This is a genomic window from Cellvibrio sp. PSBB023, from assembly GCF_002007605.1.
GTDB lineage: Bacteria > Pseudomonadota > Gammaproteobacteria > Pseudomonadales > Cellvibrionaceae > Cellvibrio.
The window spans coordinates 818,673-844,149 of record NZ_CP019799.1 but is presented as its reverse complement, the minus strand read 5'-3'; the positions used below and the strand labels follow the sequence as shown (position 1 = coordinate 844,149).

Here is a 25,477-nt window from a genome sequence, read left to right as displayed (position 1 = left end):
TGCCCCGGCTGGATAGTGTTGGCGGCAAAAGTCATCTAGTATTGAACGACATAGATTCGAACAATAACTGGCATGACGCTGACCCACCTATGACCACCAAGCCACTTGAATACAGCGCCGCATCCCACCCGGGCCTAACGCGCAGCAACAATGAAGATTGCTTTCTCAGCAAGCCGGAACAAGGCTTATGGCTGGTCGCCGATGGCATGGGAGGGCATGAAGCCGGCGAAGTCGCCAGCGCCATAGTGCGCGATACCATCGAACAAAATACCCGCACTAATCCCCATCTCTCCCTGCTAAACGCCATCCAACAAGCCCACCTCAGTATTATCCACTCCGCACAAAACGGGGTGGGTGCACCAGGTATGGGATCAACGGTGGTGGCGCTGAAAAGTCAGGACTACCGCTACCAAATCGCCTGGGTGGGCGACAGCCGTGCGTACCTATGGACACCCAACCATGAGGGCGGGCGATTGGAACAATTAAGTACCGATCACTCCTACGTGCAAATGCTGGTAGAAAGTGGCGCAATTCGCGCGGAGGATGCAGAGTTCCACCCTGAAAAAAATATCATTACCCAATGTCTGGGCATGCAGGAATTGGCACAGGTAAAAGTGGATCACATCGAAAACCAGTGGCAGAAAAATCAATGGATTCTGCTGTGTAGCGATGGTTTAACCGATGAAGTGAGCGATAAAACCATCGCGCAGATTTTGGGTAACGCCAATGATTGCCTGGCCGCGGTGGATCAATTAATGCATGCTGCGCTCACCCATGGAGGGCGCGACAATATCACCCTGCAAATTATTGAATCGCCCCTGAGCCAAAGCAATCGCCGCAAAGGCCTGTGGCAGTTTGTGCCACACCTGACAGGTGATCTGACAAAAGACGCCTGGATCTTCGGCGCATCCCTGACGTCACTGTTTGGGCTATTGTTGTATGTTGTATTGTCGTGATCGCGTCAGTAACCGATCAGCACACTGATTATTAACCCGATTTTGTCCACAGATACATTTTGTTATGGCGCTGCATATTCCCGGTTATCGGGTAGTAAGAAAAATAAACCAGGGTGGTATGTCCACCGTTTACCTCGCGATTCAAATCAGTGTGGGGCGTGTTGTCGCATTAAAAGTCATGAACCCACAGCTCACCAGCGACCCGGCTTTCAGTGAGCGCTTCCAGCGCGAAGCCACCATTGTGGGCCAGCTTTCCCATCCCAATATCGTGGCGATTTACGATATAGGCCGCCATGAAGATTTAAATTACATCGCCATGGATTACTTGCCCAATGGTTCAGTACACGACCGCATGGCAACCGGATTAAATGGCGAAGAAGTACTGCGTATTACCCGCGAAGTCGCCAGCGCGCTCGACCACGCACACGAAAAAGGTTACGTGCACCGCGATATAAAACCGGAAAATATTTTATTCCGCACCGACAACTCTGCGGTGTTATCGGATTTTGGTGTAGCGCGCGGCCTGAGCAATAATTCGCGCATGACCCATGTGGGCACAGTTGTCGGCACACCGCACTATATGAGCCCGGAACAGACCAAAGGCAACAGCGTCGATGGCCGTTCAGATTTATACAGCCTCGGTGTTGTTTTTTATGAAATGCTCACCGGCAGCCTGCCCTATCAAGGTGAAGAGGCAGTCACTATTGCACTCAAACACATCAGTGCCCCTATTCCCAAACTGCCATTGCAATATTTGGCCTATCAAAAAATTCTGGACAAACTTCTCGCCAAAGACCCGGAGCAACGTTTCCAACGAGGGCGCGATTTAATTCAAGCAATTGATGAGCTGGAAAAACAGTATCACGCGCCAGCAGCCAGCAGTGTGCACCCTACCGATTTAACCGTTATTACCTTGGCACGTGCGCTGGCCAGCGCAACAGTGAATGCAGCGCGCTGGCGCTGGAATAAACTACGCGCCCTGCGCTGGAGTCCAAGCCGCGGTTTTTATTCGCGGCAATCTGCCAAAATCACCGAGATTTTCTTCAACGAAGGTCACGCCCCACAACACTCCGCGCGCACAGAAATTGCCACCCAGGTGCATGGTGTTATTGGCACACAAAAAACAGCACATAAAATTCTGGCAGGTGTTGGTGCAATACTGGTTGCGGTGCTCATCGGTTTTGTATTTTGGCCAACACCGCAAAAAGCTGCACTGAAACAACCCGTAGCAGAACAAACAGGCGCCTCTGCCGCAACACAATCACAACTCAACACACAAGATACCGCTAACAACACTGAAGCAACTACTTTGCAAAATAACGCTACTGCCAATGAAACTGCCAGTACGGATGACGGCAGCAACATGGCAGTCATCGATATGAATGCAGGGGCATCCGCAAGCAGTGAAGCCGCCAGCAGCGCACCAATAATCACCTACGCACTGCAAGTGAAAACCGTACCGGCGCAGGCACGGGTACGCATTTTGAATATTCCCGAGCGTTATGAGCCCGGCATTCAACTCCCACCTGGCCCTTACCACATTGAAGTCAGTCACCCGGGTTACGACATGCAGCGCACCTGGGTAACAATTAGCGACCAAGATTTATCGCTCGCCTATAGCCTGACCCAAAGTTTGAAACCCGGCGAAGCCATGAGCAGTGAATTAGTCGCCGCCATTAAAAGCCAGGGGCCAGAAATGGTGCGCATTCCCACTGGCAGTTTTTTGATGGGTTATAAAGATGATGTGCTCGCCATGCCGGTGCACAAAGTCACACTCAATAAACCCTTTGCCATGAGCAAATACGAAATCACATTTGATGATTACGATATTTTTGCGCAGGCCACTAATCGCGCACTGCCCAACGACAATCGTTGGGGCGCGGCAATCGCCCGGTGATTAATATCAGCTTTGAAGATGCACGAGCCTACGCTCGCTGGCTCAGTGAAACCACGGGCAAAAAATATCGCCTGCCCACGGAAGCAGAATGGGAATATGTGGCTCGCGCCGATACCAACACTTTGTTTTGGTGGGGCGATGACGCCAAAGATGCCGCAGGCCGCGCCAATTGCCGGCGCGGTTGCAACAGTAAGTTCTCTGGTTTATTTGGCGCAAAAACAGCGCCGGTTGGCAGCTATCCCGCCAATGGCTTTGGCATTTACGACACGGCAGGTAATGTCGCCGAATGGGTGGAGGATTGTTTCGCCGATAATTACAACCTGCATCCTAAAAACGGGCAGGCATTATTAGTAAAAAGTTGCGATGCGCGCGTCGTGCGCGGCGGCTCTGCCAAAGACAATGCAGAGCGACTAACCAGCCATCACCGCGACTATCACCACTCTGAAATTTTTGATGCCCACTTGGGCTTTCGCGTGGTGATGGATTTATAAACGCATCACGCGCTTTTGCGCAGCACCGCCACAAACATAGTGTCTGAATCTATCTCCGGTGCACCGGCTATTACTTGGGATTCCACAGAAAATTCCGGGTGCTGAGATAAAAACCACTCTACTTGTTGCTCATTTTCACTGACCTGCCAACTGCAAGTGGCGTACACCAAACGCCCGCCTGCACGCACCGCAGGCGCGGCATTGGTCAGCAATTGCTGCTGCAACTGCACCAGTTCTTGTGTATCAGCCGGATCAAATCGCCAACGGGCATCCGGGTTGCGGCGCCAGGTGCCTGCGGAGCTGCAAGGTGCATCAATCAACACCCAATCAAAACCCTGTTGCTGCGCCGCTTCTTTGGGTAGGCGCAATGGCTCAATCCCTTCCCAGGTAAACACGCGCACATTAAATATATCCGCCCGTTTGGCGCGACGTTTTAATTCATCCAATTTATAAGCGTGTAAATCAGTCGCAAAGAGCGCGCCCTTGTTGTTCATCTGTGCGGCAATCGCCAGGGTTTTTCCACCGGCACCCGCGCAGGCATCCCAGACCTTTTGCCCCGGCTTGGCTGCAACACTCGCGGCAATCTGCTGGCTGGCCAGATCCTGAATTTCCACCAATCCATTTTTGTAAGCATCGGTCGTATGAATACCCACCCCACCGCGCGCGGCTAAACCTTGTTCGGTGAGCAATACACTGACGCCTTGTTGCTGCAAGCTGTTAAACACCTCTCTCGCCACTGCATTTTTTTGCAGGCGCAACCACAGCGGCGGCGTGCTCACTTGTTGGACGATAAAATCCTGTAGGGTTTTATCACTCCAGCCACTGGCCTGCTGGCGCGCCTTGAGCAATTCACTCCACTGTGGGCGCAAGCCATGCCAGAGTAAAAATACGGGCAGATTGTTGAATGCCGCGTCACGCATTAGCTTATTAAAAAAATGGCGACGCGCTTCCGCATCGCGCAACTGCGCCTGATTTTTTTTAGGCTGATCACCCTTCACGCGCAATTGAATCCAATACCAAAAGGCAACGGGAGCGATGGCTTGTAAATCGCGCGCTTGCCAGCCCTCATCCCACGCCACCCAATCCATCGCATATTCAGGCTCTTGCACAGTCGCGCGATAGGCCACTTCCAAACCCGATGCCAATTGTTGAAATCGCAGCGCCGAAAACATCGCTAAACTGAGCGAGGCCGTATCAACTGCTTCGGCATTGGCGTGATCAGCCTGGGTTTTTGCCGGTTTGAATTTATTGTGCTTTTTCACCTCATCATATTCAGGTTTAGAGGTGGGGCCGGAATGGGCAAATTGGCGCACACTGGTTTTTATCCATTTATCCAACGGCATAGTACCCGCCACCTCCAACCAGGCGCGCCACAAAGGAACCAGGCGCGAATCTTCGTATTGCACATCAATGGTGGTGTTGTGGGGTGAAACAGTCGTGTGTTCAGTGGAATTTTGCATAAGAGCGCCAAATAGGGTCGGGATAGGGAGAAACCAGAAAAAGAGCGCCATTCTATCAGCCAAGCCCCTATTTAGCCTGCTCTTTGGCAGTAATTGATGGTTTTAACCAGTAGCTGCGGCGCGGGCAAAGTAAATGCAGGTAATTTTTTGTTTATCGATTTGCACCCTGCGGCACAGACGATTACAACTACAGAATGAAATGCGGCCCAAGGGCCAGTCAATGCGCTTAAAAAATATTGAGGTAACTAACATGAATCAGGTTTCACGTCGCCAACTCTTAAAAACGCTGGGTGCGATGGGCCTTATGGCGGGTGCTCCCGCTGTCTTTGCCAATAACCTGGGGCGCAAACGATTGGGCGTTGCACTGGTAGGCCTGGGCTACTACAGCCGCGATTTACTCGCCCCTGCCCTGCAAATGACCAAGCATTGTTACCTTGCGGGCATAGTGACTGGCTCGCCGGAAAAAATTCCGCAATGGCAAAAAAATTATCGTATTGCTGATTACAACGTATACAACTACGACAATATGCATCAGTTGGCCAATAACCCGGACATCGATGTGGTTTACGTCGTCACGCCCACCGGTACGCATAAAAAATTTACTGAGATCGCCGCAAATGCGGGTAAACACGTGTGGTGTGAAAAGCCCATGGCGATGAACGAACAAGAATGCCAGGACATGATTGATGTCTGCAAAAAAAACAAAGTGCAATTAACCATTGGTTATCGCATGCAGCATGAACCCAACACCCAGCGTATTATGCAATTCGCCAAACAGAAGCCTTATGGCGATATTAAAACCATTATCGCGGAGGCGGGTTATAACGGCACAGGCGCAAGCTATTCCTGGCGCGCCGATCCGGCACTCGGTGGCGGCGCTATGTATGACATGGGCGTATACCCACTCAACGCTGCGCGCTACACCGCCGGTGAAGAGCCTATCGCCGTTACCGCTACCATGAATAGCACTACCGAGGTCTATAAAAACGTGGATGAAACCACGCGTTTTGAATTGGAATTTGCCAGCGGCGCACGCGCGGTTTGTGCCACCAGTTATGCACAGAGCATGAATCAATTACGAGCGGAATGCGCCAAGGGTTGGTATGAATTAAAACCTTTTCAATCCTACAGCGGTGTAAAAGGTAGCACCAGCGATGGCATTATCCTCACCGCTGCGCCAGAGAATCAGCAAGCCCGCCAAATGGATAACGACGCCCTCGCCATTATTAATAATTCACGGGTATTGGTTCCCGGCGAAGAAGGCATGAAAGACATTGTTATTGTGGAAGCGATTTTTAAAGCCGCAAAAGAAGCCAAGCGTATTGTGCTGTAACGCGAAATACACACTCCTGTATTGAACGCGGGAGTGTGCTCTTTCAGTTCAAATCAAAACACTTCTGCTATGCGCGCCTGAAACCAAATCATGACCGGGTAAGCCGCAGGCCAGATCCAGAAAAAACGATTCAACCCAAACAAGCACGCATTGGCCAAATGAAATAAAGCGGCAATACATAAGGCAACAATCAATATTGTTTGATTCAGCAAGGCCAACGGGAAGAGCAACTCGAAAACAATTATCGCCCAGGACATAACCCACAACACTCGCGGCCGCTGCGCCCACAATCGTACTCGTTCACTTACCGGATAAGCACTCAACGCAAACACTTGCTGCAACGCGCTGCCATTGCGCCATTGTGGATTAACGACTTTTACCCAACCGGATTGAAAATACGAAAGTATTAATTGCACAGCCAAATAGCCCAGAGCTATTTCCTGCCAATAACGGGAAGGCGCCAGATGCGATAAGCATAAACACACAAGCACTAACACCGTCATGGTATCGCTGCCGCCGTTGTACGGCCCCTGAAAACGCCGAATAAGAATTATCGCCGTCACCAGTAGTACGCACTCAACCCACAGTGGCTGTAACCCCAACATCAATAAAATAGCCAGACATGCGCGAATGAATCCCAGTGTTTTTTCCACCGTTAAACCGCGCATAAATTCCAGGCTCTGCTGAAAAATCGCAAAGCCTAAAAGAATCTCCGCCAATCGCACGGCAAGTTCCAGTGTCATTACCTACCACCTGCCGCTTGCAATAAAAAAGGTTGGGAGATAAATACAACCTCATCACTTACCTGCCCTGCGTCAAACTCTATAGTGCGAATACGAAACACCAAATAGCGGGACGTATCATCAACAATAATTTCTTTATTGGAGGCCGCAGCCACTAAACGCACACCAATTTCCTGCGCATAAAAATCAGAAGGTTCTTCAAACAAATGCTCTGCACAAGTATTGATATATAACTGCTCATTCCAGGCTGGATTGTGAAACAAGCGCCGCACACCCGCCGCAAATCCTACCGTTTCAGGCAGTGGCCGAAATGGCAACCACGTCTGTGGTTCAGCATTTTTCTCCGTTACAAAGGCCACATCAATACGCGGCGACGGGCCAATGCTACTAAAGAAGCGCCAGGAAGGAAAAAGAATGGGCAGAAGGAGTTTTAACATCGCACATTACACTGCCTTGTGCTTCAATTTTTCAATCTCATCGCGCAGTTTAGCCGCCACTTCAAATTCCAAATCTTTCGCGGCCTGGAACATTTGTTTTTCCATGAGCTCGATGGTTTTCCAGATATCTTTAGGATTCACATCTACCGTGTATTTACCACTGCGCTCGGCAATGGCCATGGCTTTATTGCGCGCGCTGCGACCACCAGCACCGGGGGCGACTGAACCTTCCAGAATATCTGCAATACTTTTGTTAATTCCTTTGGGGGTAATGCCGTGTTTAAGGTTGTGGGCCACTTGTTTTTCGCGGCGGCGATCGGTTTCTTCAATCGCGCGTTGCATGGAGCCAGTAATGCGGTCGGCGTAGAGAATCGCCTTACCATTGACGTTACGCGCGGCGCGACCAATGGTTTGGATGAGTGAGCGATCCGAACGCAAAAAGCCTTCTTTATCTGCATCCAGAATCGCTACCAGCGACACCTCCGGCATATCCAAACCTTCACGCAGCAGGTTAATACCCACCAGCACATCGAATTGCCCCAAACGTAAATCGCGAATAATTTCTACGCGCTCCACCGTATCAATATCCGAGTGCAAATAGCGAATACGCACACCGTGTTCAGCGAGATATTCGGTTAAATCTTCTGCCATACGTTTGGTGAGTACCGTAATTAATACACGATCCCCTTTTTCCACGCGCAGACGAATTTCAGAGAGCACATCATCCACTTGGGTGGTGGCCGGGCGAATTTCAATTTCCGGATCGATCAAACCAGTGGGGCGAACCACCTGTTCAACGACCTGCCCTTGCTTCTCCTCTTCGTATTTTCCAGGTGTTGCCGACACCATAATCATTTGCGGGGCTATGTGCTCCCACTCATCGAAACGCATGGGACGGTTATCCAGTGCCGAGGGCAAACGGAAACCGTATTCCACCAGTGTTTCTTTACGCGAGCGGTCGCCTTTGTACATGGCGCCAATTTGCGGAATGGTCACATGGCTTTCGTCGATAACAAGCAACGCGTCTTGCGGCAAATAATCAAACAAGGTGGGTGGAGCTTCACCGGAGTTACGGCCGGACAAATAACGCGAATAGTTTTCGATGCCGTTGCAATATCCCAACTCTTGCATCATTTCCAAATCGTAGCGGGTGCGCTGTTCCAAGCGCTGCGCTTCTACCAATTTATTATTTTCGCGCAAATATTCCAAACGCGTGCGCAATTCTTCTTTGATATTTTCAATCGCTTCCAGAATTTGTTCACGCGGAGTCACGTAATGGGATTTAGGGTAAATCGTAAAGCGCGGAACTTTTTGCAGCACTTCACCAGTCAATGGATCAAATATAGAAATTTGCTCCACTTCGTCATCAAACAATTCAATACGCACCGCTTCAATATCGGAATCGGCAGGATAAATATCAATGACTTCGCCACGCACACGATAAGTCGCACGCGCAAAATCCATATCGTTACGGGTGTATTGCAATTCGGCGAGGCGGCGCAAAATTTGGCGCTGGTCGATTTTGTCGCCACGTACGACGTGCAGCAACATTTTCATGTAGGCGTCCGGGTCGCCCAAACCGTAAATAGCAGAGACTGAGGCGATGATAATCGCGTCCTTCCGCTCCAGCAGCGCCTTGGTGGCTGACAAGCGCATTTGCTCAATATGCTCGTTTACCGCTGAATCCTTTTCAATAAAGGTATCGGAGGACGGCACATAGGCTTCGGGTTGGTAATAGTCGTAGTAGGAAACAAAATATTCGACGGCATTATTGGGAAAGAACTCTTTGAATTCCCCGTACAACTGCGCCGCCAGGGTTTTGTTGTGCGCCATAATCAGCGTGGGGCGCTGCACCTGCGCAATCACATTGGCGATGGTGAAGGTTTTACCGGAACCGGTCACCCCGAGCAGGGTCTGGTGGGACAGGCCTGCCTCTATGCCTTGCACCAAACCGGTAATAGCAGTGGGCTGGTCCCCAGCGGGGGCGAATTCACTATTTACGACAAATTGCTTGGACATAAGAACTCAATAATGAATTAAAAAAGTGATTGTAACTAAAACTGATCAGGATCAGGATTCATTTATGTCATGAATCCAATGAAGGAGGTTTCTATGAGCGAGTTCCGCACCGAGCACGACAGTATGGGTGAGGTTCAAGTCCCTAAAACCGCGCTGTACGGCGCCCAAACCCAGCGTGCGCTGGACAATTTTGCCCTCAGCAGCCTCACCCTGCCACCGCGTTTTATCCACGCGGTGGTGCAGATTAAAAAGGCGGCGGCGCTGGCAAATCAGGAACTGGGGCTGTTGGATGGCGACCTTGCCTGGGCGATTGCGGCAGCGTGTGACAGCATCCTTGCGGGACATTACGTAGACCAGTTCCCGGTAGATGTGTTTCAAACCGGCTCCGGCACCAGTACCAACATGAATGTGAACGAGGTGATTGCCCATATTGCCAGTGATCTGGCCGGGCAAAAGATCCACGCCAATGACCATGTCAACATGAGCCAGAGCAGTAACGATGTTATTCCCAGTGCAATTCACGTCAGCGCCGCCCTCGCCCTGACACAACAGCTATTTCCCGCGCTGGAAGAGCTACACACCAGCCTGCTCGGGAAAGCGGAAGCACTGCGTACTGTGGTGAAAACCGGCCGCACCCACTTAATGGATGCCATGCCCCTGACCTTTGGACAGGAACTGGAAGGCTGGGCCAGTCAAATTGAAAGTAATTACGTGCGCTTGCAAATGGCGCTGCCCCAGCTCCTGCGCCTGGCTCAAGGCGGCACAGCAGTAGGCACCGGCATTAATGCCCACCCGGACTTTGCCAGCAAAGTGACTGAGCATTTATCAGCAGCGACGGGTTTAATTTTTATGCCGAGCGATAATTTTTTTGCCTTGATGAGCGCGCAGGACACGTCGGTTGCCCTCTCTGGTCAATTAAAAACCCTCGCGGTTAGTCTGATGAAAATCGCCAACGATTTACGCTGGATGAACTCAGGCCCGCTCGCCGGTATTGCCGAGATTAGTTTAAAACCGTTGCAGCCCGGCTCATCGATTATGCCGGGTAAAGTAAACCCGGTCATTCCCGAAGCAGTGTGCATGGTGTGCGCGCAAGTAATGGGAAACGATGTGAGTATTGGCGTGGCGGGGCAATCGGGCAATTTTCAATTGAATGTGATGTTGCCTTTGATTGCTTACAACCTCTTGCAGTCAATTGAATTACTGAGCAATGCCAGCAATGAATTGGCCGATAAAACGATTGCGACTTTCACCGTCAATCACACCAGTATTGAAAAGGCGCTGGCACAAAACCCGATTCTGGTTACGGCCTTAAATCCATTAATCGGTTATGAAAAAGCGGCAGCCATCGCCAAACAGGCTTATGCCGAAGGGCGCGCGATTATTGATGTTGCGCAGGAGCAAAGTGGATTAAGTCGGGAGCAATTAGCACAATTGCTAAACCCCGAAAAATTAACACGTGGCGGGTTGTAAAAGTATATCGCTCTAATCGAGAACGAAGGACTCCGCAATTCCCTCTGAGACACGCCGTGAACCCATCCATGGGGGCTTGTCGTCGACATCCTGTCTCCGGCAGTCTCAGAGGGAATTACGAACTCCTTCTCTGTACCACAATTGAATTAACTATTTTTATTTCTCAAAGCTAATATCCTGCAGCGCCACTTCACCAGAGGTTTTATTTTCCGCTTTGATTTGCAAGTACAACTCAGTAAATCCTGCAGTGGGCGTTACTGCAATGCTACTGCGCTGATAGGTTCTCAATTCTGCCGTCGAGGACAAAACACCAGCAGCAATAACCTCGCCCTCAGCGTTATTACGACGCAATTCAAATTGCCATGCAGCCGCTTCTTTAAAGAAAAAAGCACCCACTTGCAGCGACTTGATGCCGGTTAAATCAAAAGTACCCAAGGCAAAACCGGACCAATCAGCAGTCGCAGGCATTTGAATTGCTTTGACACCACGGAAAGTATTGCGCTTAACGTCTTTACTCGCGGTGCTTTCATCAAATACAGCATCCAGATCCACCCGGTGCGGAACTAGTGAAAAGGTTTTTGTCACAGCGATAGAGGCAACACCATTAACCGGTTTATCGCTATAACTCGCGCGTAACGAATAGGCTTCGCCCTGTGCTGCAAAAGGCTCATTCTCGGCCAAGCGCTGTTTGGTGGCCTGATGGTCGTTAAGTGACAAGGTGCCCTTTAAGGGTAATGAGGCAGCAGCCGCTTCTTGTTTATCAAGCGACAACACATAGGTTGCCAGGACTTTCAAATCTGCCTCGCCCAAACCGGAGAATGCAGGCATATTCATTTCACCCCAAACACCACTGCCACCATTACCAATTTTATGCACCAGATACTCCATGGCTTTTGGATCATCTTTGTATTTTTTGGCGACATCACGCAGTGCCGGACCAACTACTTTTTCATCCAGCTTATGGCAACTCAAACAATTGTTCGCATCGAGTAAATTTTTTGCCTGATCGCTAATGCTGGCCAGTTGATGCCCCTGCCCTGCTGCTTTCTGAGCGGCGGTGTAGGTCAATTGCACGTGAGGATTATTGTCGGTGATGCTCTTGATCTCGCCGTCTTCCAAATCCTTAATGTGTAATTCATAGGCAAAACTCTTGGTGTCTGCCCAGAAGAAGGATTTATTTTGTGACGATACCAATTCAATAGTGGCCGGCTCGTTGCCAATTTCCAATGGCTGACTAGTGGTAGCAGTTGCGCCGTGAATATCTGTCACTTGCAAGCTCAGCATAAAATGACCCGCGTCGGCAAAAGGCAATTCCACGTCGCGTGTATCGCCCAAGGCTTTACTGGCACAGGTATTATTAGTGCAGCTCAGCGTCCACTGGTAACGAATGGCATCGCCATCCAAATCAACAGACTCAGCAGCCGATGCTTTAATTAATGCGGGTAAACCGGCCTGTGTTTTATTCAGACTGATAGTAGCAACCGGTGGACGATTACCGGCACCAACATACTCAATACGCGCCAGGCGTGCATCCGGGTTACCGGTAAACCAGGACATGCCGTACTCCAACACATAGAGTGTGCCGTCGGGAGAAAAGCGTGCATCAATAGGCAATGAATAACTGATTTGCGGTGCAAAGGGCTCAATTTTTTGAATGCGCCCATGCTCATCAAAAGTCACGGCTTTCACCCAGGCGCGCATAAAATCGGTGATGAATAATTTGTTGTTGTAATACGCCGGATACCGATTGACCGATTCCGGGTAAGCATCCGCACGATATACATCAGCCACCAAGGCAGAGCGCCCGCCAGCACCTAATTCCGGGAATTGCTCAGACACGGCATAGGGGTAAGCAATAAACGCAGGTTGCGCAGGCGGCAATTGTTTTGCGCCGGTATTCAGCGGCGAAATATTCAACGGCGCATTTACATCAACCGTTTCTCCACCGGTCTGCGTCAGGTAATCATAGGTTTTGTAAGGGCGATTTTGGCCAATCACCAAAGGCCATCCGAAATTGCCGGCAGCGGTTACACGGTTAACTTCATCGTAACCACGAGGGCCTTTTTCATCGGAGTCAACATTAGCATCCGGGCCTATATCGCCATAAAACAGAGTATTGGTTTTTTTATCAAAAGTAATACTGTAGGGGTTGCGCGCGCCCATCACGTAAATTTCAGGGCGGCCTTGCGCTGCATCAGTAAATAAATTTCCAGCGGGAATATCGTAAGTGCCATCGGCATTTGGTTTGATGCGCAATACTTTACCGCGTAGATCCTGGGTATTACCCGGCGCACGCAAGCCATCGTTCTTTTTCATGTCTGGACGAAAATCCAGTGGGGCATAACCGTCCTGATCGTGTGGATTGGTATTGTCGCCCGTGGAGAAAAATAATTCGCCATTATTGCCAAACTGCAAATCACCGCCGGTGTGACAGCAATTATTATCAATACCGTAACGCAGAATTTCTTTTTCAGTGCTGGCATCTACCTGATTGTTGCGCCACTCAAAGCGCGATAACTTCTGGTAAAAATTATCCTGCTCATCCTTCACGTTAAAGGCGGCGTAAACCCAATTATTGCGCGCAAAATCCGGGTCAATCGCAACACCGACCAAACCCCACTCCTGAATTTTGTTGTACTCCACCGCAATAGTACCGGCGTCGTGTGCTGCACCGGTTTTATAGTCGACACGGGTAAACGCACCGGGGCGTAAAGCGATCAGCGCATCGCCATTGGGGAAGAAATCAAACTTGACTGGCTCGTTTAAATTTTCAATCAAGGTTTTCTTTACAAAGCGATTATTTTCGGGGCGCGACTTGCTGTAATCCAATTGCGGCGCGGCATCAGCACGGTAGTTCAAACCAACCGCGTAGCGAATTCCCCCCAATAAATGCTGCAAGAAATTGGCATCCGCAAAGGTTTCTGCGCTATGGCCAAGGCCGGTGTAAAACGCGCGGCCACCATCGTAATCGTGGTACCAGGAAATAGGATGGTCATGACCATGCTCGCCACCTTGATAGGTAGACTCGTCTACCTTGGCAAGCACGTTAATAAATTCGTACATATCGCGATAGTTGTACCACTCATCTGCCAACTCGAAATGATCGGGTAAGTCACGGGTGGAGGCGTGGTTTTTATTGGTTACATCCACCCGCGCGTTTTGCACATTGCTCGGTTCGTTGGGATGATTTTTAAAAACCGCACCCACCAGATTGCGATACCAAAACCAATCGCCTTCTGTTTCTGTATCGGCGGCGGCATGAATGCCCACGTAACCACCGCCAGCCTGGATATAACGCTCCATGGCCAATTCTTGCTGCTCATTGAGAACATCGCTGGTGGTATTTAAAAATACCACTGCATTGAATGTTGCCAGTTCAGCATCGCTAAACAGGCTTGCATCCTCTGTGGCAACTACCTTGAAGCCCTGCTCGCTGGCCAATTTTTCTATCGCAGCAACACCTGCCGGAATAGAGTCGTGGCGCCAACCACTGGTTTTGCTGAATACCAACAACTGTGCACCTTTCAAACTGATCACATCAGCAGGCGCATGAGTGCTGTGTTTATCTGCAGAAGAAGGGTCACTACAAGCCGGTAACAAAAGAAGTGCGGCCAGACTTAGGGCCATTAACGAAAGTCTATTTTTCATAGATGGAAACAAGCTAATCATAGGTATGCCTTTGTTATAGAAAGACGTTTTTATTGGGCGATTCGTGGAGGGTTGCGGTGTAGCAATAGCAATAAAAAAAGCCACCTTATTGTAACAGTGACTTTTAGCTATTGTGGTGGTGTTTACGCGGATAAACGCTTCTTAACAGGGTCAGGCTTTTTCCAGCCAGCGCTGCAAACGCCCTTCAAGGTCGTCGTAACGGATCGGCTTGGTAATGTGGTCATCCATACCTGCCGACAAATACACATCCTGATCGGCTTCTGTTTGGGTGGAGGTCACCGCCACAATCGGCAAGTGATATTTGCTATGCGTGCTGCGCTCGTGATCGCGAATTTTCTGCGCGGCCACAATGCTGTCCTGCTCCTTCATGTCGTAATCCATCAACACCAAATCGAAGCGTTCTTTAGTGACTATCTCAACCGCTTCCAGTCCATTGTGGGCGACCTGTACATAGCAACCCAACTTTTTAAGCATGGCACTAATCACCATTTGATCCACGCGGTGATCTTCAACCAATAATACTCTGGGCACTATTGCTATACCTATGCTTTCGGTTGCGATCACTTTGCGCTCGTCGTCCGCACTGGTATTTAATAATTTTTGTACCGCTACGTCATGCAAGCGACGGCGCATGATTGGTTTTTCTATGACACTCACCTGCGGATTCGCACGCAAATGAGATTTCATTTCCGGGCTATCGCTCTGCAAAATACTCATGGCAATAATTTGCTTCACTGGTGCAATATCCGGGTGCTGGGTAATTTCACGGGAAATCGCCAAGCCATTCATATTGTTCAGTTTGGTGAAAATAAGCACTAAATCAAATGGCGAACCGGCAACCGCTTGCTCGCGTAACTTTGTGATGGTCTGCTCTTGTCCGGCGACAATCACTGTACTCATGCCCCAGGCATTAACTTCATCGGCCAGTGCATTGCCATTGTTATCCGGCAGGTCAACCAGCAGCGCACGTTTGCCACGCAATTTTTGCTCGGCACCAAAACGGCGATCTTCATGGGATACCACCTGCAGCGCAACATTGATAAAAATGCGATTGCCGCGATTTTTATTTTCACGCAAGTGAATGCTGCCGCCCATGCACTCAGCCAGTCCCTTACAAATCGACAAGCCTATGCCTTGATAATTACTTTCGCGCGATTCACCATCCGCCTCGGGATGAATACTTTTTTCGCTATCGCTAATCACCACCTGCAACTCACCCAAATCATCCTGATCCTGATGAAAGCGCGCTTCAATAAAAACATGCTCTATACGGCTCGCCTTTAAGGTGTGATTGAGCAGCGTGGCCAGAATCTGATTCAAGCGCGCCGCATCACCACGCACACGCAGTGGCATAGTCGGGTCAAAGCTGTAATAGAGTTCCACACCTTGCTGATGGGCATCCAGTGCAAAATCCTGCACAAATTTTTCCAGCACCCGGCGCAAGTCAAACTCAACTTCATCCAACACCAGGGTTTTGGTGGTGATCTTGGAGAAGTCCACCACGTTATTCACCAAATCAATTTGTCGCCCTGTGGCTTTGTTGGCCATGGCCAATAATTCGCGATGGCGCTCTGAAAGCTGACTGTCATCAATAAGCGATAAGGTGCTCATCACATCGCTGATAGAGGAGCGAATTTCTTGCCCCAGATTCACCAGAAATTCATTTTTTAATTCGATTTGCGCCTGGGATGTTCGCTTCTCATTTTCCAAGCCTTGCGCCCGCTCGCGCAGAGAAAAATGTGCTTCAAGCCGCTCCCAGTAAGCCAGTGATGTCACCTTGCCCTGGTGCGCCAACATTATGTAGAAAGTCAGCATAATGCAGCCATAAAGCGCACCTTGCGCGGTACCCAGCATAATTGCCGTAATCGCCGCCGGAACCTGGCCTATGGCAAGGTAAATACTGAGAAAGCGCGTGTAGGGAGCAAACACGTTGGAAACACTGGAGTAAAAAACAACGGAGTACAGCCACATCACCAGCGTTTCACCGCGCATACCTTGCACCCAGGTCAGGGTGACAAGGATAAAACTCCACCAGGCAGCGCCAAGGCAGGATGCAAAGAAATATTGGTTGCGCCACCGCGCAGGCGCGCGGGCATAGAGACTATCAAAGCGGAACAGATAATAACTGCGCACCAGTGTTACCAGCAGCAGGCCAGTCACCAACACTATCGCCAGATTGTGCTCTTTTTCCTGGAAGTTGCCGAAGGCAAGACAGAGCACAAACACAATAAAATTGAGCACAAGCCCACGGCGACTGTATTTGGCGACACGCGCATCGGTCTCGCGCATGATTGCACGATCCTTTTGCACCTTGGTTGCTGGAACAAAAAAATGAAACATAAGGTATCCACTGGCACGAGCGTAAATGGAGAGCCAATCAGGGTTTTAACCTATGTCGGCCTCAACCAAGAATGTGTACAAAAACCTCTTTGATCACGAATACCATGATCGCAAACCCCAGGACGCCGAATAGAACGAAAGTGCCAAACTTGCCCGCTTTCGATTTTTTGGCCAGGTCCCACACAATAAAGAACATGAATACAATTAGCCCGCCGCCACAGAGGTACATCCCCCAGGTTTCAAGTTGCGCAAGAGTCATAGTTAATTAAGCCCAGAATAGATACACAGAAGGTCGCAAGGGGCGCCATTGTAGCGAAAAGCCTGTGCCAAGTTTAGCGCTATTCCGCCGGGATGCCGCTTATCCACCACCGATAAAACCCTCGACTTGCCCGTAAATAGTGATAGGCGCACAATAACGGCCCATTTATCCATCCCGTTAAACTGTCCCATTCAGGAATGTTATGCGTTTATACAAGATTATTGCTGCCGTACTCATTAGCCTGTGCTTATCAGCCTGCGTGTCCTCATTGCTTATTGGCAATCAACTACAAAGCAAACTCATGTGGACCTTCCTCAAACCATTGGTTGGTTTTGACCCAAATGAAGTGAACTTTTTTGAAGCACCCATTATTAAAGACCGCATGACCGCTATTCTTGGCGATAAATACGAGCCCACCATGAAACTGCTGCGCACCGCGCAAGAGATCCAACAGGAAGGCGCGCTGTTTTATGTTGCCTCGCGCTACGCGCCCGCCCAGGTACAAGCCGTCACCGACAAAGCCGGTTTGGTCTGGAACTCGCAAACCAACCAAATGGCCGTCATGCTGATTAAAGACGGCAAACCCGAGATTTTCTCCGAGCAAATTGCCGGTGCCGCCGAAGCCATTACCCCGGTATTCCCCACAGAATTAAAAAATGCCTATGAGAAAGCACAATCAGTGCAACAAGCACTGAGCAATCCTGCGGCGGCGATGGGCGAAGCCTTGGATAACAAACTCGACTCCACCTTGAATAAGGTTAAAGAAGAACAGAAATCCAAAGTCGACAACACACTCAATGACGCCATCAAACAAAGCCTGCCCAACGCTGACCAACAAGAACTTGAGGAAGCACTCAAGCGCGAGGCGCAGCCCGCTCATTAATCCACAGTAATCTCACTCGCTGCATCATAGCGAGTGAAAACCTCGCGAATTTGTAACAAGCGCCATTCCAAAGCATCTATCTAACATCCATGTTTATAGGTGCTTTTTTTATGCATAACCCTTACCCACTGGTCTCCAGATTCAATTCCATAAGTTCCCTGCTGATCAATCCCGGTAGCAATCTTGCGTCGCTGTGCCTGCGTTTGTACCTCGCTCCCATTTTTTGGATGGCAGGCATGAATAAGCTGACCGCGTTTGAAGATACCGTCAGTTGGTTTGGCAATACCGAGTGGGGCCTTGGCCTGCCCTTTCCCTGGCTAATGGCTGCACTCGCCACAGCGGCGGAACTCGCGGGTGCCATTTGCCTTGCACTCGGACTCTTCACACGTCTGATCAGTATTCCATTGATCATTACAATGTTGGTGGCCATTTTTGCAGTGCATTGGCATAACGGTTGGCAAGCCATTGCCGATGCACAGGCGCCCTTCGCCAATGCACAAGTCATTGCCGCTACCGAAAAGCTCGAACGCGCACGAAGCATTTTACAAACCCACGGCAATTACCAATGGCTTACCGCCAGCGGTAAATTTGTTGTACTCAATAACGGCATTGAATTTGCGACCACCTACCTGATTATGTTGCTGGCATTGATCGCATTGGGGAGCGGCAAATATCACAGCATGGATTACTGGTTGCATAATGTATTTTTGCGAAAAACAAACAGAGGCGAGGCGCAAGCCTGAACAAGGGTGCTAAGCTTGGTGCACTTATTCATACCCATGGAAATAGGCAACATGGCAACCGCATATGTGAACTCGTCGGACATACCCGCGCATGGATGAAACCGCGCTGATTGAACAATTAATTGCCGGCAATGATCGCGCTTTTCGCCAGCTGATTTCCCAATACCACTCATTAATGCTGAGTATTGCCCGCGCTATTATTGGCGAAGTTTTTGCCGAAGAGGTGGTGCAAGAGGCTTGGGTATCTGTCTACAAAAACATCGCCACCTTTGAACGCCGCGCCTCATTAAAAACCTGGTTGTTAACTATTGTGAGCAATCAGGCCAAAACACGTTTGCGCAAAGAGTCGCGCCAGGTGTCACTGGATCAATTGGATGGCGACACACCGGGCAGCTATCTGGATGGCAATCAATTTCACCGCGATGGACATTGGTCCCACCCTATTCCTCATTGGAATAATGAATCGCCGGAAGCATTGCTGGAAGAAAAACAATTGCAGCGCTGTATTGCAAAAACCTTGACGTTATTACCGCCCGCACAAAAAGCAGCTTTTATTTTGCGCGACGTGGAGCAGCAATCGTTTGAGGATATTTGTGCACTACTCAATGTAAGCGCCGCGAATGTCCGCGTATTGGTTCATCGCGCACGCCTTACACTGATGCAAGTTATAGATCGTTATCAGGAGACAGGCTCATGCTAAATTGCAAGCAGGTCGCAGGCCTCGCCAGCGATTATCTGGATAAGAATACGCCGTTAAAATGGCAAATTCGCTTGCATTTGCTGATGTGTGCCAATTGTCGCCGCTTTGTAAAGCATCTGGATATTACCCGTAAAATGGGCGCCGGTTTGGAGCACAGCGCAAACATCCCAGCGGATGATGCAGAGCAAGTACTGCAAAAAGTAAAAACTAAAATACATGCAAAATCATCAGCAGATTAATGTGTTAAAACGGAGATAGGGTTTGGAGATTGCGATAGAGGTTTTAGTATTTTTATTCATCGCCGCAGCAATTGCAGGCTTTATGGATACACTGGCTGGCGGTGGCGGGTTGATCACCATTCCCGCATTAGTAGTTTCTGGCGTGCCACCATTGGCAGCCTTGGGTACCAACAAACTACAAAGCTGTTTTGGTTCAGGCACCGCGAGCTTTTTATTATTTAAGCGCAAAAAAATTCATTGGCAGGAATTGCGCCCAATGATGCTCGCCGCATTTATCGGCTCGGTTGCAGGCACAGTCATCGTACAATTCATCGACACCAGAGTATTAGGGTTTATGATTCCCTTGGTATTGGTCATTATTGCCGCTTACTTTATCACAGCGCCCTACTTAAAACTGGAATCACCCGAACCAAGGATGTCTGCCGGGCTCTATCAAAAAACGGTATTGCCCGCGATAGGAGCATACGATGGTATGTTCGGCCCGGGCACAGGTTCTTTTTTGGCAGTCGCCGGTGTGAGCCTGCGAGGATTGGCGTTGATTAATGCTACAGCAATCGCAAAGCCCCTTAATTTCGCGACCAATATCGCCTCGTTAATTGTGTTTATTTTTGCGGGGCAAATTATGTGGCTGGCGGGTTTAACGATGATTGTTGGGCAGATACTCGGAGCATGGCTGGGATCGCACTACTTATTTAAAGTGAATCCCAAAATATTGCGAATACTCATTGTAACTATTTGCCTGCTCATGCTGGGGCAATATTGGTATAAACAATTCGTGGCGTAATAATGTTGCCTGAAGTGATAGTGTAATTTGAAATGAAAGCGCCGTTAAACCCTGATTTTATTATTAACATCGCGATTGGCGGCGATTGGACGCTGTTCAACAACTGCCCCGCCCGATTTGGCCATACGGTCATACAACAACACGTTCACCGTTGCGGCCAGGTTCATACAGCCAATTGTCGGGATATAAACAACATGCTGGCACTGATCGACAATTTCTTTTTTTAGCGAACCATCCTCCGGGCCAAACAGATAATAGGCGCGTTCGGGATGCACAAAATCCATTAACGGCGTTGCACCTTCAATCAACTCTATGGCCACCAGTACAGCACCTTCAGCCAAAGCGCCCTCAGTGATCGCATCCGTTAATTGATTCACATGCAGCAGCGGAATTTTGCTGGCAGCATTTTTCGTATCGGCAGAAAATTTACGTGCGCGATCAAAACGTTCACCGGTATAAAACACACCGCTCGCCTCGTAACAACCTGCTCCACGCATAATCATGCCCACATTGGCAGGACTTTTGGGATTCATTAAGCCAATGTACGCGGCTGGGTTTTGCATTATGGATTGCTCTATCAAGAAAGACGGTGTTTAAAATCGCTATAACCAAATTCACGAACAAGGCTCACGCTATTAGTGCGCGAATCCCATAAGGCTATTGCTGGCAAATTAATGCCGTTAAATGTGGTGGTTTTCACCATGGTGTAATGGGCCATATCATCAAACATTAAACGCTGGCCAACCGCGAGTGGTTGTTCAAAAGAATAATCACCAATTACATCGCCAGCTAAACAGGTCATGCCACCTAAACGATAGGTGTGCGCAAACTCATTGGGCATACCGGCACCAAGAATATCCGCGCGATATGGCATTTCCAACACATCAGGCATATGGCAAGTAGCGGAGGTATCCAGTATCGCCTGTGCCATGGTATTCCAGGTAATATCCAACACCTCTGCAACCAGTACACCGCTGCGAATAGCAACGGCCTCACCCGGCTCCAAATAAACTTGCAGCTTATGGCGTGCCATAAATGACTTGATGAGCGTAATCAATTCATCAACCTGATAATCCTCACGACTAATGTGGTGGCCACCACCAAAATTAATCCATTGGATACGCGAAAAATAGTGGCCAAATTTTTCTTCCACCGCCGCTAATGTACGCGCAAGTGGTGGTAAATCCTGTTGGCACAGGGTGTGAAAATGCAGGCCGCTAATCCCTTCCTGTAGTGATGGATCATCGTTAATTGCCTGTTCAAATTGCGCAATAGGCACGCCCATGCGTGAACAGGGTGCACAAGGATCGTAAAGTGCAACCTCGCCTTCCGAGTGCTCCGGATTAATGCGAATACCAAATTGTAGTTCAGGACGCTGTTGCTGCGCGGCCAATGCCAAGGCTTTAAAGCGAGACCACTGCGAAAAAGAATTAAACAGCACATGGTCAGCAACCGTTAAAATCTCGGCTAAATCTGCTTCTTTATATGCCGCCGAATAGCAGTGAACTTCTCCACCAAATTCTTCACGCCCCAAACGCGCTTCGTGCAGCCCGCTGGCACAAGTTCCACTAATATACTGTTGATACAGCGGCGCCAGTTCCCAACACGAAAATGCCTTGAGGGCGGCCAAGACTTTTGCACCACTTTCCCGCTGCACGCGATTGAGAATTTTCAGGTTATCTTCCACCGCCGCCTTATCAATCACAAAACAAGGCGACGGTACAGAAGTAGGATCAAAGTGCGTAAAATAAGCGCGTTTATTCATGGGCAAGCATCAACCGTTTATTGCACGCGGATCAACTTCTACCACCTGCCATGGCAAACCGTATTTATTCAAGTCGTCCATAAATGGATCAGGATCATACTGCTCCATATTCCATACACCGGGCTTTTTCCACTTACCTTCCAAAATCATTTTGGCACCAATCATGGCTGGCACACCGGTGGTGTAAGAAATCGCTTGGGATTTCACCTCGCGATAGCACTCCTGATGATCGCAAACGTTATATACAAACATAGCGACTGGCTTACCATCTTTCACACCTTGGGCAAAACACCCAATACAGGTTTTACCTTTGGTAAGCGGGCCAAGGCTGGCTGGATCGGGCAAGAGTGCTTTTAAAAATTGCAGCGGCACTATTTCACGGCCTTCAAACATCACGGGTTCAATGCCAGTCATGCCCACATTACCCAGCACCTCCAAATGCTTCAGATAATTGTCAGAGAATGTCATCCAGAAACGGGCACGTTTAATGTCGGGAAAATGTTTCACTAAAGACTCAAGTTCTTCGTGGTACATCATGTAGATTTTTTTAGGGCCAATCTCAGCAGGGAAATCAAACACCTGATTAACAGACAGCGGAGGTGTTTCCACCCATTGGCCATTTTCCCAGTAACGACCATTGGCCGTTACTTCGCGGATATTAATTTCCGGATTAAAGTTAGTTGCAAACGGCAAACCGTGATCGCCCGCATTGCAGTCGATAATGTCCAGATAATGGATCTCATCAAAATAATGTTTTTTCAAATAGGCGGTATACACATTGGTAACACCGGGATCAAAACCGGAACCCAGCAATGCAGTTAAACCGGCATTTTTAAATTTATCCTGATAGGCCCACTGCCATGAGTATTCAAATTTAGCAGTATCCAGCGGCTCATAGTTGGCGGTATCCAAATAGTCCACGCCGGTTTCCAGGCAGGCATCCATAATGGTCAGGTCTTGATAAGGGAGCGCCACGTTAATCACCAGGTCCGGCTTTTCAGCGTTAATCAGCGCAACCAATTGCGGCACATTGTCTGCATCCACTTGTGCGGTTTTAATGGGGCGATTTAATTGTGCGGCAATGGCCTTGCACTTGGATTCTGTGCGACTTGCCAACACTATTTCTGAAAACACTTCAGGCAGTTGTGCGCACTTATGCACTACAACTCCGCTAACACCACCTGCACCAATGATTAATACTTTTGCCATGACTGGCCTCCCATCAGAATAAAAAATGACATATCCGCAGCCAATAGCGGACATGAGGCGTCGTAAAAACTATTTCTCGAAATAGGTATACCCGCGCAAACTTTCAGAATAAGCAGCAAGCATATGCTGGCGATCAGCAATGCTGATTACACCATCACGCACAGCTTGTTCTGCCGTCTTGCGGAACTGCTCATAGAGAGAGTTGGGTTTGTACTCCACGTAACTCAACACATCAGCGATACTGTCGCCATGTAATTCATGCACAAAATCAATACTTTTATCCGCATTGATACGCACGCTGGCCACGTTGGTATCGCCAAATAAATTGTGCAAATCACCTAGCGTTTCTTGGTAGGCGCCCACCAAAAAAACACCCAGGTAATATTCTTCGCCCGCGTTAATCGGGTGCAAAGGCAAGGTGGAGGACTCACCGGCAGAGGTAGCAAACTTTTGTAATTTACCATCGCAGTCACAGGTGAGATCGGCAATGATCGCCTGACGAGTTGGCTCTTCGTTTAAGCGATGGATTGGCATCACAGGGAAAATTTGCTCAATCGCCCATGAATCCGGCAAGGATTGAAACACACTGAAATTGCCGTAATAAATATCGGCCAGTAATTGCGGCAAACTTTCCAACTCCGCTGGAATACGCTTCATGTGTGGCAAGAGCGCAGCGATTTTTTGTAGCGCCGCGAGATAAATATTTTCACCCAGGACACGGTGACGCAAACTGATATCACCTGCGTGAAATAAATCACGTATTTTATCGCGATAATAAATAACGTCATTATAGGACTCTTGCAAATTCGCAACGCGAATTACCGACAAGGTATGCCAGAGGTTGGCAATCATCTCGTGGCAACCCTCAGGCAGCGAGGTTGGCATCACCGTGGGTTCAAAATGAGTGACATCCAGAATATTGAACAGCAACACCGAGGTATGGGCGACAGTAGCGCGCCCCGATTCGGTGACAATCGTCGGGTGAGGAATATGGTGGTGATCCAGACTTTCCTGGATCGCTTCAACCACATCAATGCAATACTCTTGCACTGAATAATTTCGGCTGTGGCCATTGGTGCTGCAGGTGCCATCATAATCGATTGCCAAGCCGCCGCCCAAATCCAAATAACCCAGGGGAGCGCCCTCGCCTACCAATTCAATGTAATAACGGCAAGCTTCCAACACACCTGCGCGAATACTGCGAATATTGGGAATTTGTGAACCAAGGTGGAAGTGCAACAACTGGAAACAGTGCAACAAATTAGCATCGCGCAATGTGTCTATCACACTGACAAGTTCATTGGTATTCAAGCCGAATAAACTGCGATCGCCGCTGTCTTCACTCCAGTGCCCTTCTACTTTGGTCGACAGTTTTAGTCGTACACCTATCAGCGGTTCCACATTCAGGGCGCGACTGCGTTCAATAACAGATTGCAATTCACTCAAAGTTTCCAATACAAAAAAACATTTGAAACCCAGCTTGCGCGCTTGCAATCCAAGGGAAATAAATTCGGCATCTTTATAGCCGTTACAAATAATCAAACTGTCGCGGTTGGTGAGTGTGGCCAACGCAATCATTAATTCGGCTTTACTGCCAGCTTCAAGACCGTGATTGTAGCGCTCACCAAAGCGAGCGATTTCCGCAATCACATGGCTTTGTTGATTGACTTTAATAGGAAATGCACCGCGATAATGGCCCTGGTAACCACTGGCTTCAATCGCTTGGGCAAAGGAATCATTCAGAATGCTGATACGTGAATCGAGGATATTTTCCACACGCAACAATACCGGCATCTGTAATCCACGCTGCTGCAAACCATCCACAATTTCCATCAGGGATACACCAGCATCACCGCCGGCAGTGGGTGCGTGCACAACCACTTCGCCTTCAGGCGATATTCCAAAGTAACCGTTACTCCACTCATCAATGCCATAGAGTTCAGCGGAAGTACGCGCGGACCAAACTGCTGCTTGCTCAGAAGTATTCAATATGATTCAACCCTTGTGATGAACGGGAAAACCCGCCAGATGGCAATAAACTCTTCTAGAGTACTCGTCCTCTCCCGACTGGGGAGAAACG

Annotated in this window: 21 protein-coding genes; 10 read left to right on the top strand and 11 right to left on the bottom strand. The window is 49.2% G+C overall.

Annotated elements, in window-relative coordinates:
• Positions 1-89 precede the first annotated feature (89 nt).
• The 3 genes from B0D95_RS03770 (at position 90) to B0D95_RS20975 (ending at position 3,344) form a co-directional block, all read left to right on the top strand.
• Complete coding sequence (locus B0D95_RS03770; RefSeq protein ID WP_078042652.1) at positions 90-956, top strand: PP2C family serine/threonine-protein phosphatase; 867 nt, start codon at positions 90-92, stop codon at positions 954-956.
• A gap of 64 nt (positions 957-1,020) precedes the next feature.
• Positions 1,021-2,853: a bifunctional serine/threonine-protein kinase/formylglycine-generating enzyme family protein gene (locus tag B0D95_RS03765; protein WP_256386850.1), complete on the top strand. Its 1,833-nt coding sequence runs from the start codon at positions 1,021-1,023 to the stop codon at positions 2,851-2,853.
• Positions 2,850-3,344: an SUMF1/EgtB/PvdO family nonheme iron enzyme gene (locus B0D95_RS20975; protein WP_256386849.1), complete on the top strand. Its 495-nt coding sequence runs from the start codon at positions 2,850-2,852 to the stop codon at positions 3,342-3,344. Before B0D95_RS03765 ends, B0D95_RS20975 begins: the two co-directional genes overlap by 4 nt.
• A gap of 5 nt (positions 3,345-3,349) precedes the next feature.
• Here B0D95_RS20975 and B0D95_RS03760 read toward each other — a convergent pair whose 3' ends face one another.
• Positions 3,350-4,804, bottom strand: a complete 1,455-nt coding sequence (locus B0D95_RS03760) for an RsmB/NOP family class I SAM-dependent RNA methyltransferase (protein WP_078042651.1) — start codon at positions 4,802-4,804, stop codon at positions 3,350-3,352.
• 250 nt (positions 4,805-5,054) lie between these two features.
• On the opposite strand from B0D95_RS03760, the gene B0D95_RS03755 reads away from it, so the two are divergent.
• Positions 5,055-6,137: a Gfo/Idh/MocA family protein gene (locus B0D95_RS03755; protein ID WP_078045606.1), complete on the top strand. Its 1,083-nt coding sequence runs from the start codon at positions 5,055-5,057 to the stop codon at positions 6,135-6,137.
• 53 nt (positions 6,138-6,190) lie between these two features.
• Here B0D95_RS03755 and B0D95_RS03750 read toward each other — a convergent pair whose 3' ends face one another.
• From B0D95_RS03750 to uvrB, 3 genes are read right to left on the bottom strand one after another with little or no spacing between them, the layout of a single operon-like run.
• The gene (locus B0D95_RS03750; RefSeq protein WP_078042650.1) at positions 6,191-6,880 is read right to left on the bottom strand and encodes an HTTM domain-containing protein; all 690 of its coding nucleotides are present in this window, start codon (positions 6,878-6,880) and stop codon (positions 6,191-6,193) included.
• A complete protein-coding gene (locus tag B0D95_RS03745) occupies positions 6,880-7,317 on the bottom strand; it encodes a hypothetical protein (protein ID WP_078042649.1) in 438 nt (145 codons plus the stop codon). The genes B0D95_RS03750 and B0D95_RS03745 overlap by 1 nt, the downstream gene beginning before the upstream one ends.
• Positions 7,318-7,323: 6 nt before the next feature.
• Positions 7,324-9,336 carry an excinuclease ABC subunit UvrB gene (gene uvrB / locus B0D95_RS03740; protein WP_078042648.1) on the bottom strand — a complete coding sequence of 671 codons (2,013 nt, stop codon included), beginning with the start codon at positions 9,334-9,336 and terminating at the stop codon, positions 7,324-7,326.
• Positions 9,337-9,429: 93 nt separating this feature from the next.
• Here uvrB and B0D95_RS03735 point away from each other — a divergent pair, with 93 nt between their 5' ends.
• Positions 9,430-10,806, top strand: coding sequence for an aspartate ammonia-lyase (locus B0D95_RS03735; RefSeq protein WP_078042647.1), 1,377 nt, complete (start codon positions 9,430-9,432; stop codon positions 10,804-10,806).
• A 156-nt stretch (positions 10,807-10,962) separates the two neighbouring features.
• Here the strand turns inward: B0D95_RS03735 and B0D95_RS03730 are convergent, their stop codons facing one another.
• The 3 genes from B0D95_RS03730 to B0D95_RS03720 all read right to left on the bottom strand — a co-directional run bounded on the left by B0D95_RS03730 (position 10,963) and on the right by B0D95_RS03720 (position 17,074).
• Complete coding sequence (locus B0D95_RS03730; RefSeq protein WP_168172393.1) at positions 10,963-14,454, bottom strand: ThuA domain-containing protein; 3,492 nt, start codon at positions 14,452-14,454, stop codon at positions 10,963-10,965.
• A gap of 171 nt (positions 14,455-14,625) precedes the next feature.
• Positions 14,626-16,815, bottom strand: a complete 2,190-nt coding sequence (locus B0D95_RS03725; protein ID WP_078042645.1) for a response regulator — start codon at positions 16,813-16,815, stop codon at positions 14,626-14,628.
• Between the two features lie 61 nt (positions 16,816-16,876).
• Positions 16,877-17,074: a DUF2788 domain-containing protein gene (locus tag B0D95_RS03720; RefSeq protein ID WP_078042644.1), complete on the bottom strand. Its 198-nt coding sequence runs from the start codon at positions 17,072-17,074 to the stop codon at positions 16,877-16,879.
• Positions 17,075-17,276: 202 nt separating this feature from the next.
• On the opposite strand from B0D95_RS03720, the gene B0D95_RS03715 reads away from it, so the two are divergent.
• The 5 genes from B0D95_RS03715 to B0D95_RS03695 all read left to right on the top strand — a co-directional run bounded on the left by B0D95_RS03715 (position 17,277) and on the right by B0D95_RS03695 (position 20,423).
• Complete coding sequence (locus B0D95_RS03715; protein ID WP_078042643.1) at positions 17,277-17,957, top strand: hypothetical protein; 681 nt, start codon at positions 17,277-17,279, stop codon at positions 17,955-17,957.
• Positions 17,958-18,193: 236 nt separating this feature from the next.
• On the top strand, positions 18,194-18,700 hold the full coding sequence (locus tag B0D95_RS03710; RefSeq protein ID WP_246841716.1) for a DoxX family protein: 507 nt from the start codon (positions 18,194-18,196) through the stop codon (positions 18,698-18,700).
• Positions 18,701-18,791: 91 nt separating this feature from the next.
• On the top strand, positions 18,792-19,400 hold the full coding sequence (locus B0D95_RS03705) for an RNA polymerase sigma factor (RefSeq protein ID WP_078042641.1): 609 nt from the start codon (positions 18,792-18,794) through the stop codon (positions 19,398-19,400).
• The gene (locus B0D95_RS20630; protein WP_078042640.1) at positions 19,394-19,639 is read left to right on the top strand and encodes a zf-HC2 domain-containing protein; all 246 of its coding nucleotides are present in this window, start codon (positions 19,394-19,396) and stop codon (positions 19,637-19,639) included. The genes B0D95_RS03705 and B0D95_RS20630 overlap by 7 nt, the downstream gene beginning before the upstream one ends.
• Positions 19,640-19,661: 22 nt before the next feature.
• Positions 19,662-20,423, top strand: a complete 762-nt coding sequence (locus B0D95_RS03695; protein WP_078042639.1) for a TSUP family transporter — start codon at positions 19,662-19,664, stop codon at positions 20,421-20,423.
• A gap of 44 nt (positions 20,424-20,467) precedes the next feature.
• Here the strand turns inward: B0D95_RS03695 and B0D95_RS03690 are convergent, their stop codons facing one another.
• The 4 genes from B0D95_RS03690 to speA all read right to left on the bottom strand — a co-directional run bounded on the left by B0D95_RS03690 (position 20,468) and on the right by speA (position 25,386).
• Positions 20,468-20,986, bottom strand: coding sequence for an RNA methyltransferase (locus B0D95_RS03690; RefSeq protein WP_078042638.1), 519 nt, complete (start codon positions 20,984-20,986; stop codon positions 20,468-20,470).
• 14 nt (positions 20,987-21,000) lie between these two features.
• A complete protein-coding gene (gene nspC, locus B0D95_RS03685; protein ID WP_078042637.1) occupies positions 21,001-22,188 on the bottom strand; it encodes a carboxynorspermidine decarboxylase in 1,188 nt (395 codons plus the stop codon).
• 9 nt (positions 22,189-22,197) lie between these two features.
• The gene (locus B0D95_RS03680) at positions 22,198-23,397 is read right to left on the bottom strand and encodes a saccharopine dehydrogenase family protein (protein ID WP_078042636.1); all 1,200 of its coding nucleotides are present in this window, start codon (positions 23,395-23,397) and stop codon (positions 22,198-22,200) included.
• A gap of 69 nt (positions 23,398-23,466) precedes the next feature.
• Positions 23,467-25,386, bottom strand: coding sequence for a biosynthetic arginine decarboxylase (gene speA / locus B0D95_RS03675; protein ID WP_078042635.1), 1,920 nt, complete (start codon positions 25,384-25,386; stop codon positions 23,467-23,469).
• Between the last annotated feature and the right edge of the window lie 91 nt (positions 25,387-25,477).

Coding starts and splice junctions, on each gene's coding strand:
- B0D95_RS03725 (WP_078042645.1), bottom strand. CDS start 16,815: ATGTTTCATTTTTTTGTTCCAGCAACCAAGGTGCAAAAGGATCGTGCA.
- uvrB (WP_078042648.1), bottom strand. CDS start 9,336: ATGTCCAAGCAATTTGTCGTAAATAGTGAATTCGCCCCCGCTGGGGAC.
- B0D95_RS03715 (WP_078042643.1), top strand. CDS start 17,277: ATGCGTTTATACAAGATTATTGCTGCCGTACTCATTAGCCTGTGCTTA.
- B0D95_RS03755 (WP_078045606.1), top strand. CDS start 5,055: ATGAATCAGGTTTCACGTCGCCAACTCTTAAAAACGCTGGGTGCGATG.
- B0D95_RS03690 (WP_078042638.1), bottom strand. CDS start 20,986: ATGCAAAACCCAGCCGCGTACATTGGCTTAATGAATCCCAAAAGTCCT.
- nspC (WP_078042637.1), bottom strand. CDS start 22,188: ATGAATAAACGCGCTTATTTTACGCACTTTGATCCTACTTCTGTACCG.
- B0D95_RS03745 (WP_078042649.1), bottom strand. CDS start 7,317: ATGTTAAAACTCCTTCTGCCCATTCTTTTTCCTTCCTGGCGCTTCTTT.
- B0D95_RS03760 (WP_078042651.1), bottom strand. CDS start 4,804: ATGCAAAATTCCACTGAACACACGACTGTTTCACCCCACAACACCACC.
- B0D95_RS03720 (WP_078042644.1), bottom strand. CDS start 17,074: ATGACTCTTGCGCAACTTGAAACCTGGGGGATGTACCTCTGTGGCGGC.
- B0D95_RS03710 (WP_246841716.1), top strand. CDS start 18,194: ATGAATAAGCTGACCGCGTTTGAAGATACCGTCAGTTGGTTTGGCAAT.
- B0D95_RS03705 (WP_078042641.1), top strand. CDS start 18,792: ATGGATGAAACCGCGCTGATTGAACAATTAATTGCCGGCAATGATCGC.
- B0D95_RS03770 (WP_078042652.1), top strand. CDS start 90: ATGACCACCAAGCCACTTGAATACAGCGCCGCATCCCACCCGGGCCTA.
- B0D95_RS03765 (WP_256386850.1), top strand. CDS start 1,021: ATGGCGCTGCATATTCCCGGTTATCGGGTAGTAAGAAAAATAAACCAG.
- B0D95_RS03750 (WP_078042650.1), bottom strand. CDS start 6,880: ATGACACTGGAACTTGCCGTGCGATTGGCGGAGATTCTTTTAGGCTTT.
- B0D95_RS20630 (WP_078042640.1), top strand. CDS start 19,394: ATGCTAAATTGCAAGCAGGTCGCAGGCCTCGCCAGCGATTATCTGGAT.
- B0D95_RS03680 (WP_078042636.1), bottom strand. CDS start 23,397: ATGGCAAAAGTATTAATCATTGGTGCAGGTGGTGTTAGCGGAGTTGTA.
- B0D95_RS03735 (WP_078042647.1), top strand. CDS start 9,430: ATGAGCGAGTTCCGCACCGAGCACGACAGTATGGGTGAGGTTCAAGTC.
- B0D95_RS03730 (WP_168172393.1), bottom strand. CDS start 14,454: ATGAAAAATAGACTTTCGTTAATGGCCCTAAGTCTGGCCGCACTTCTT.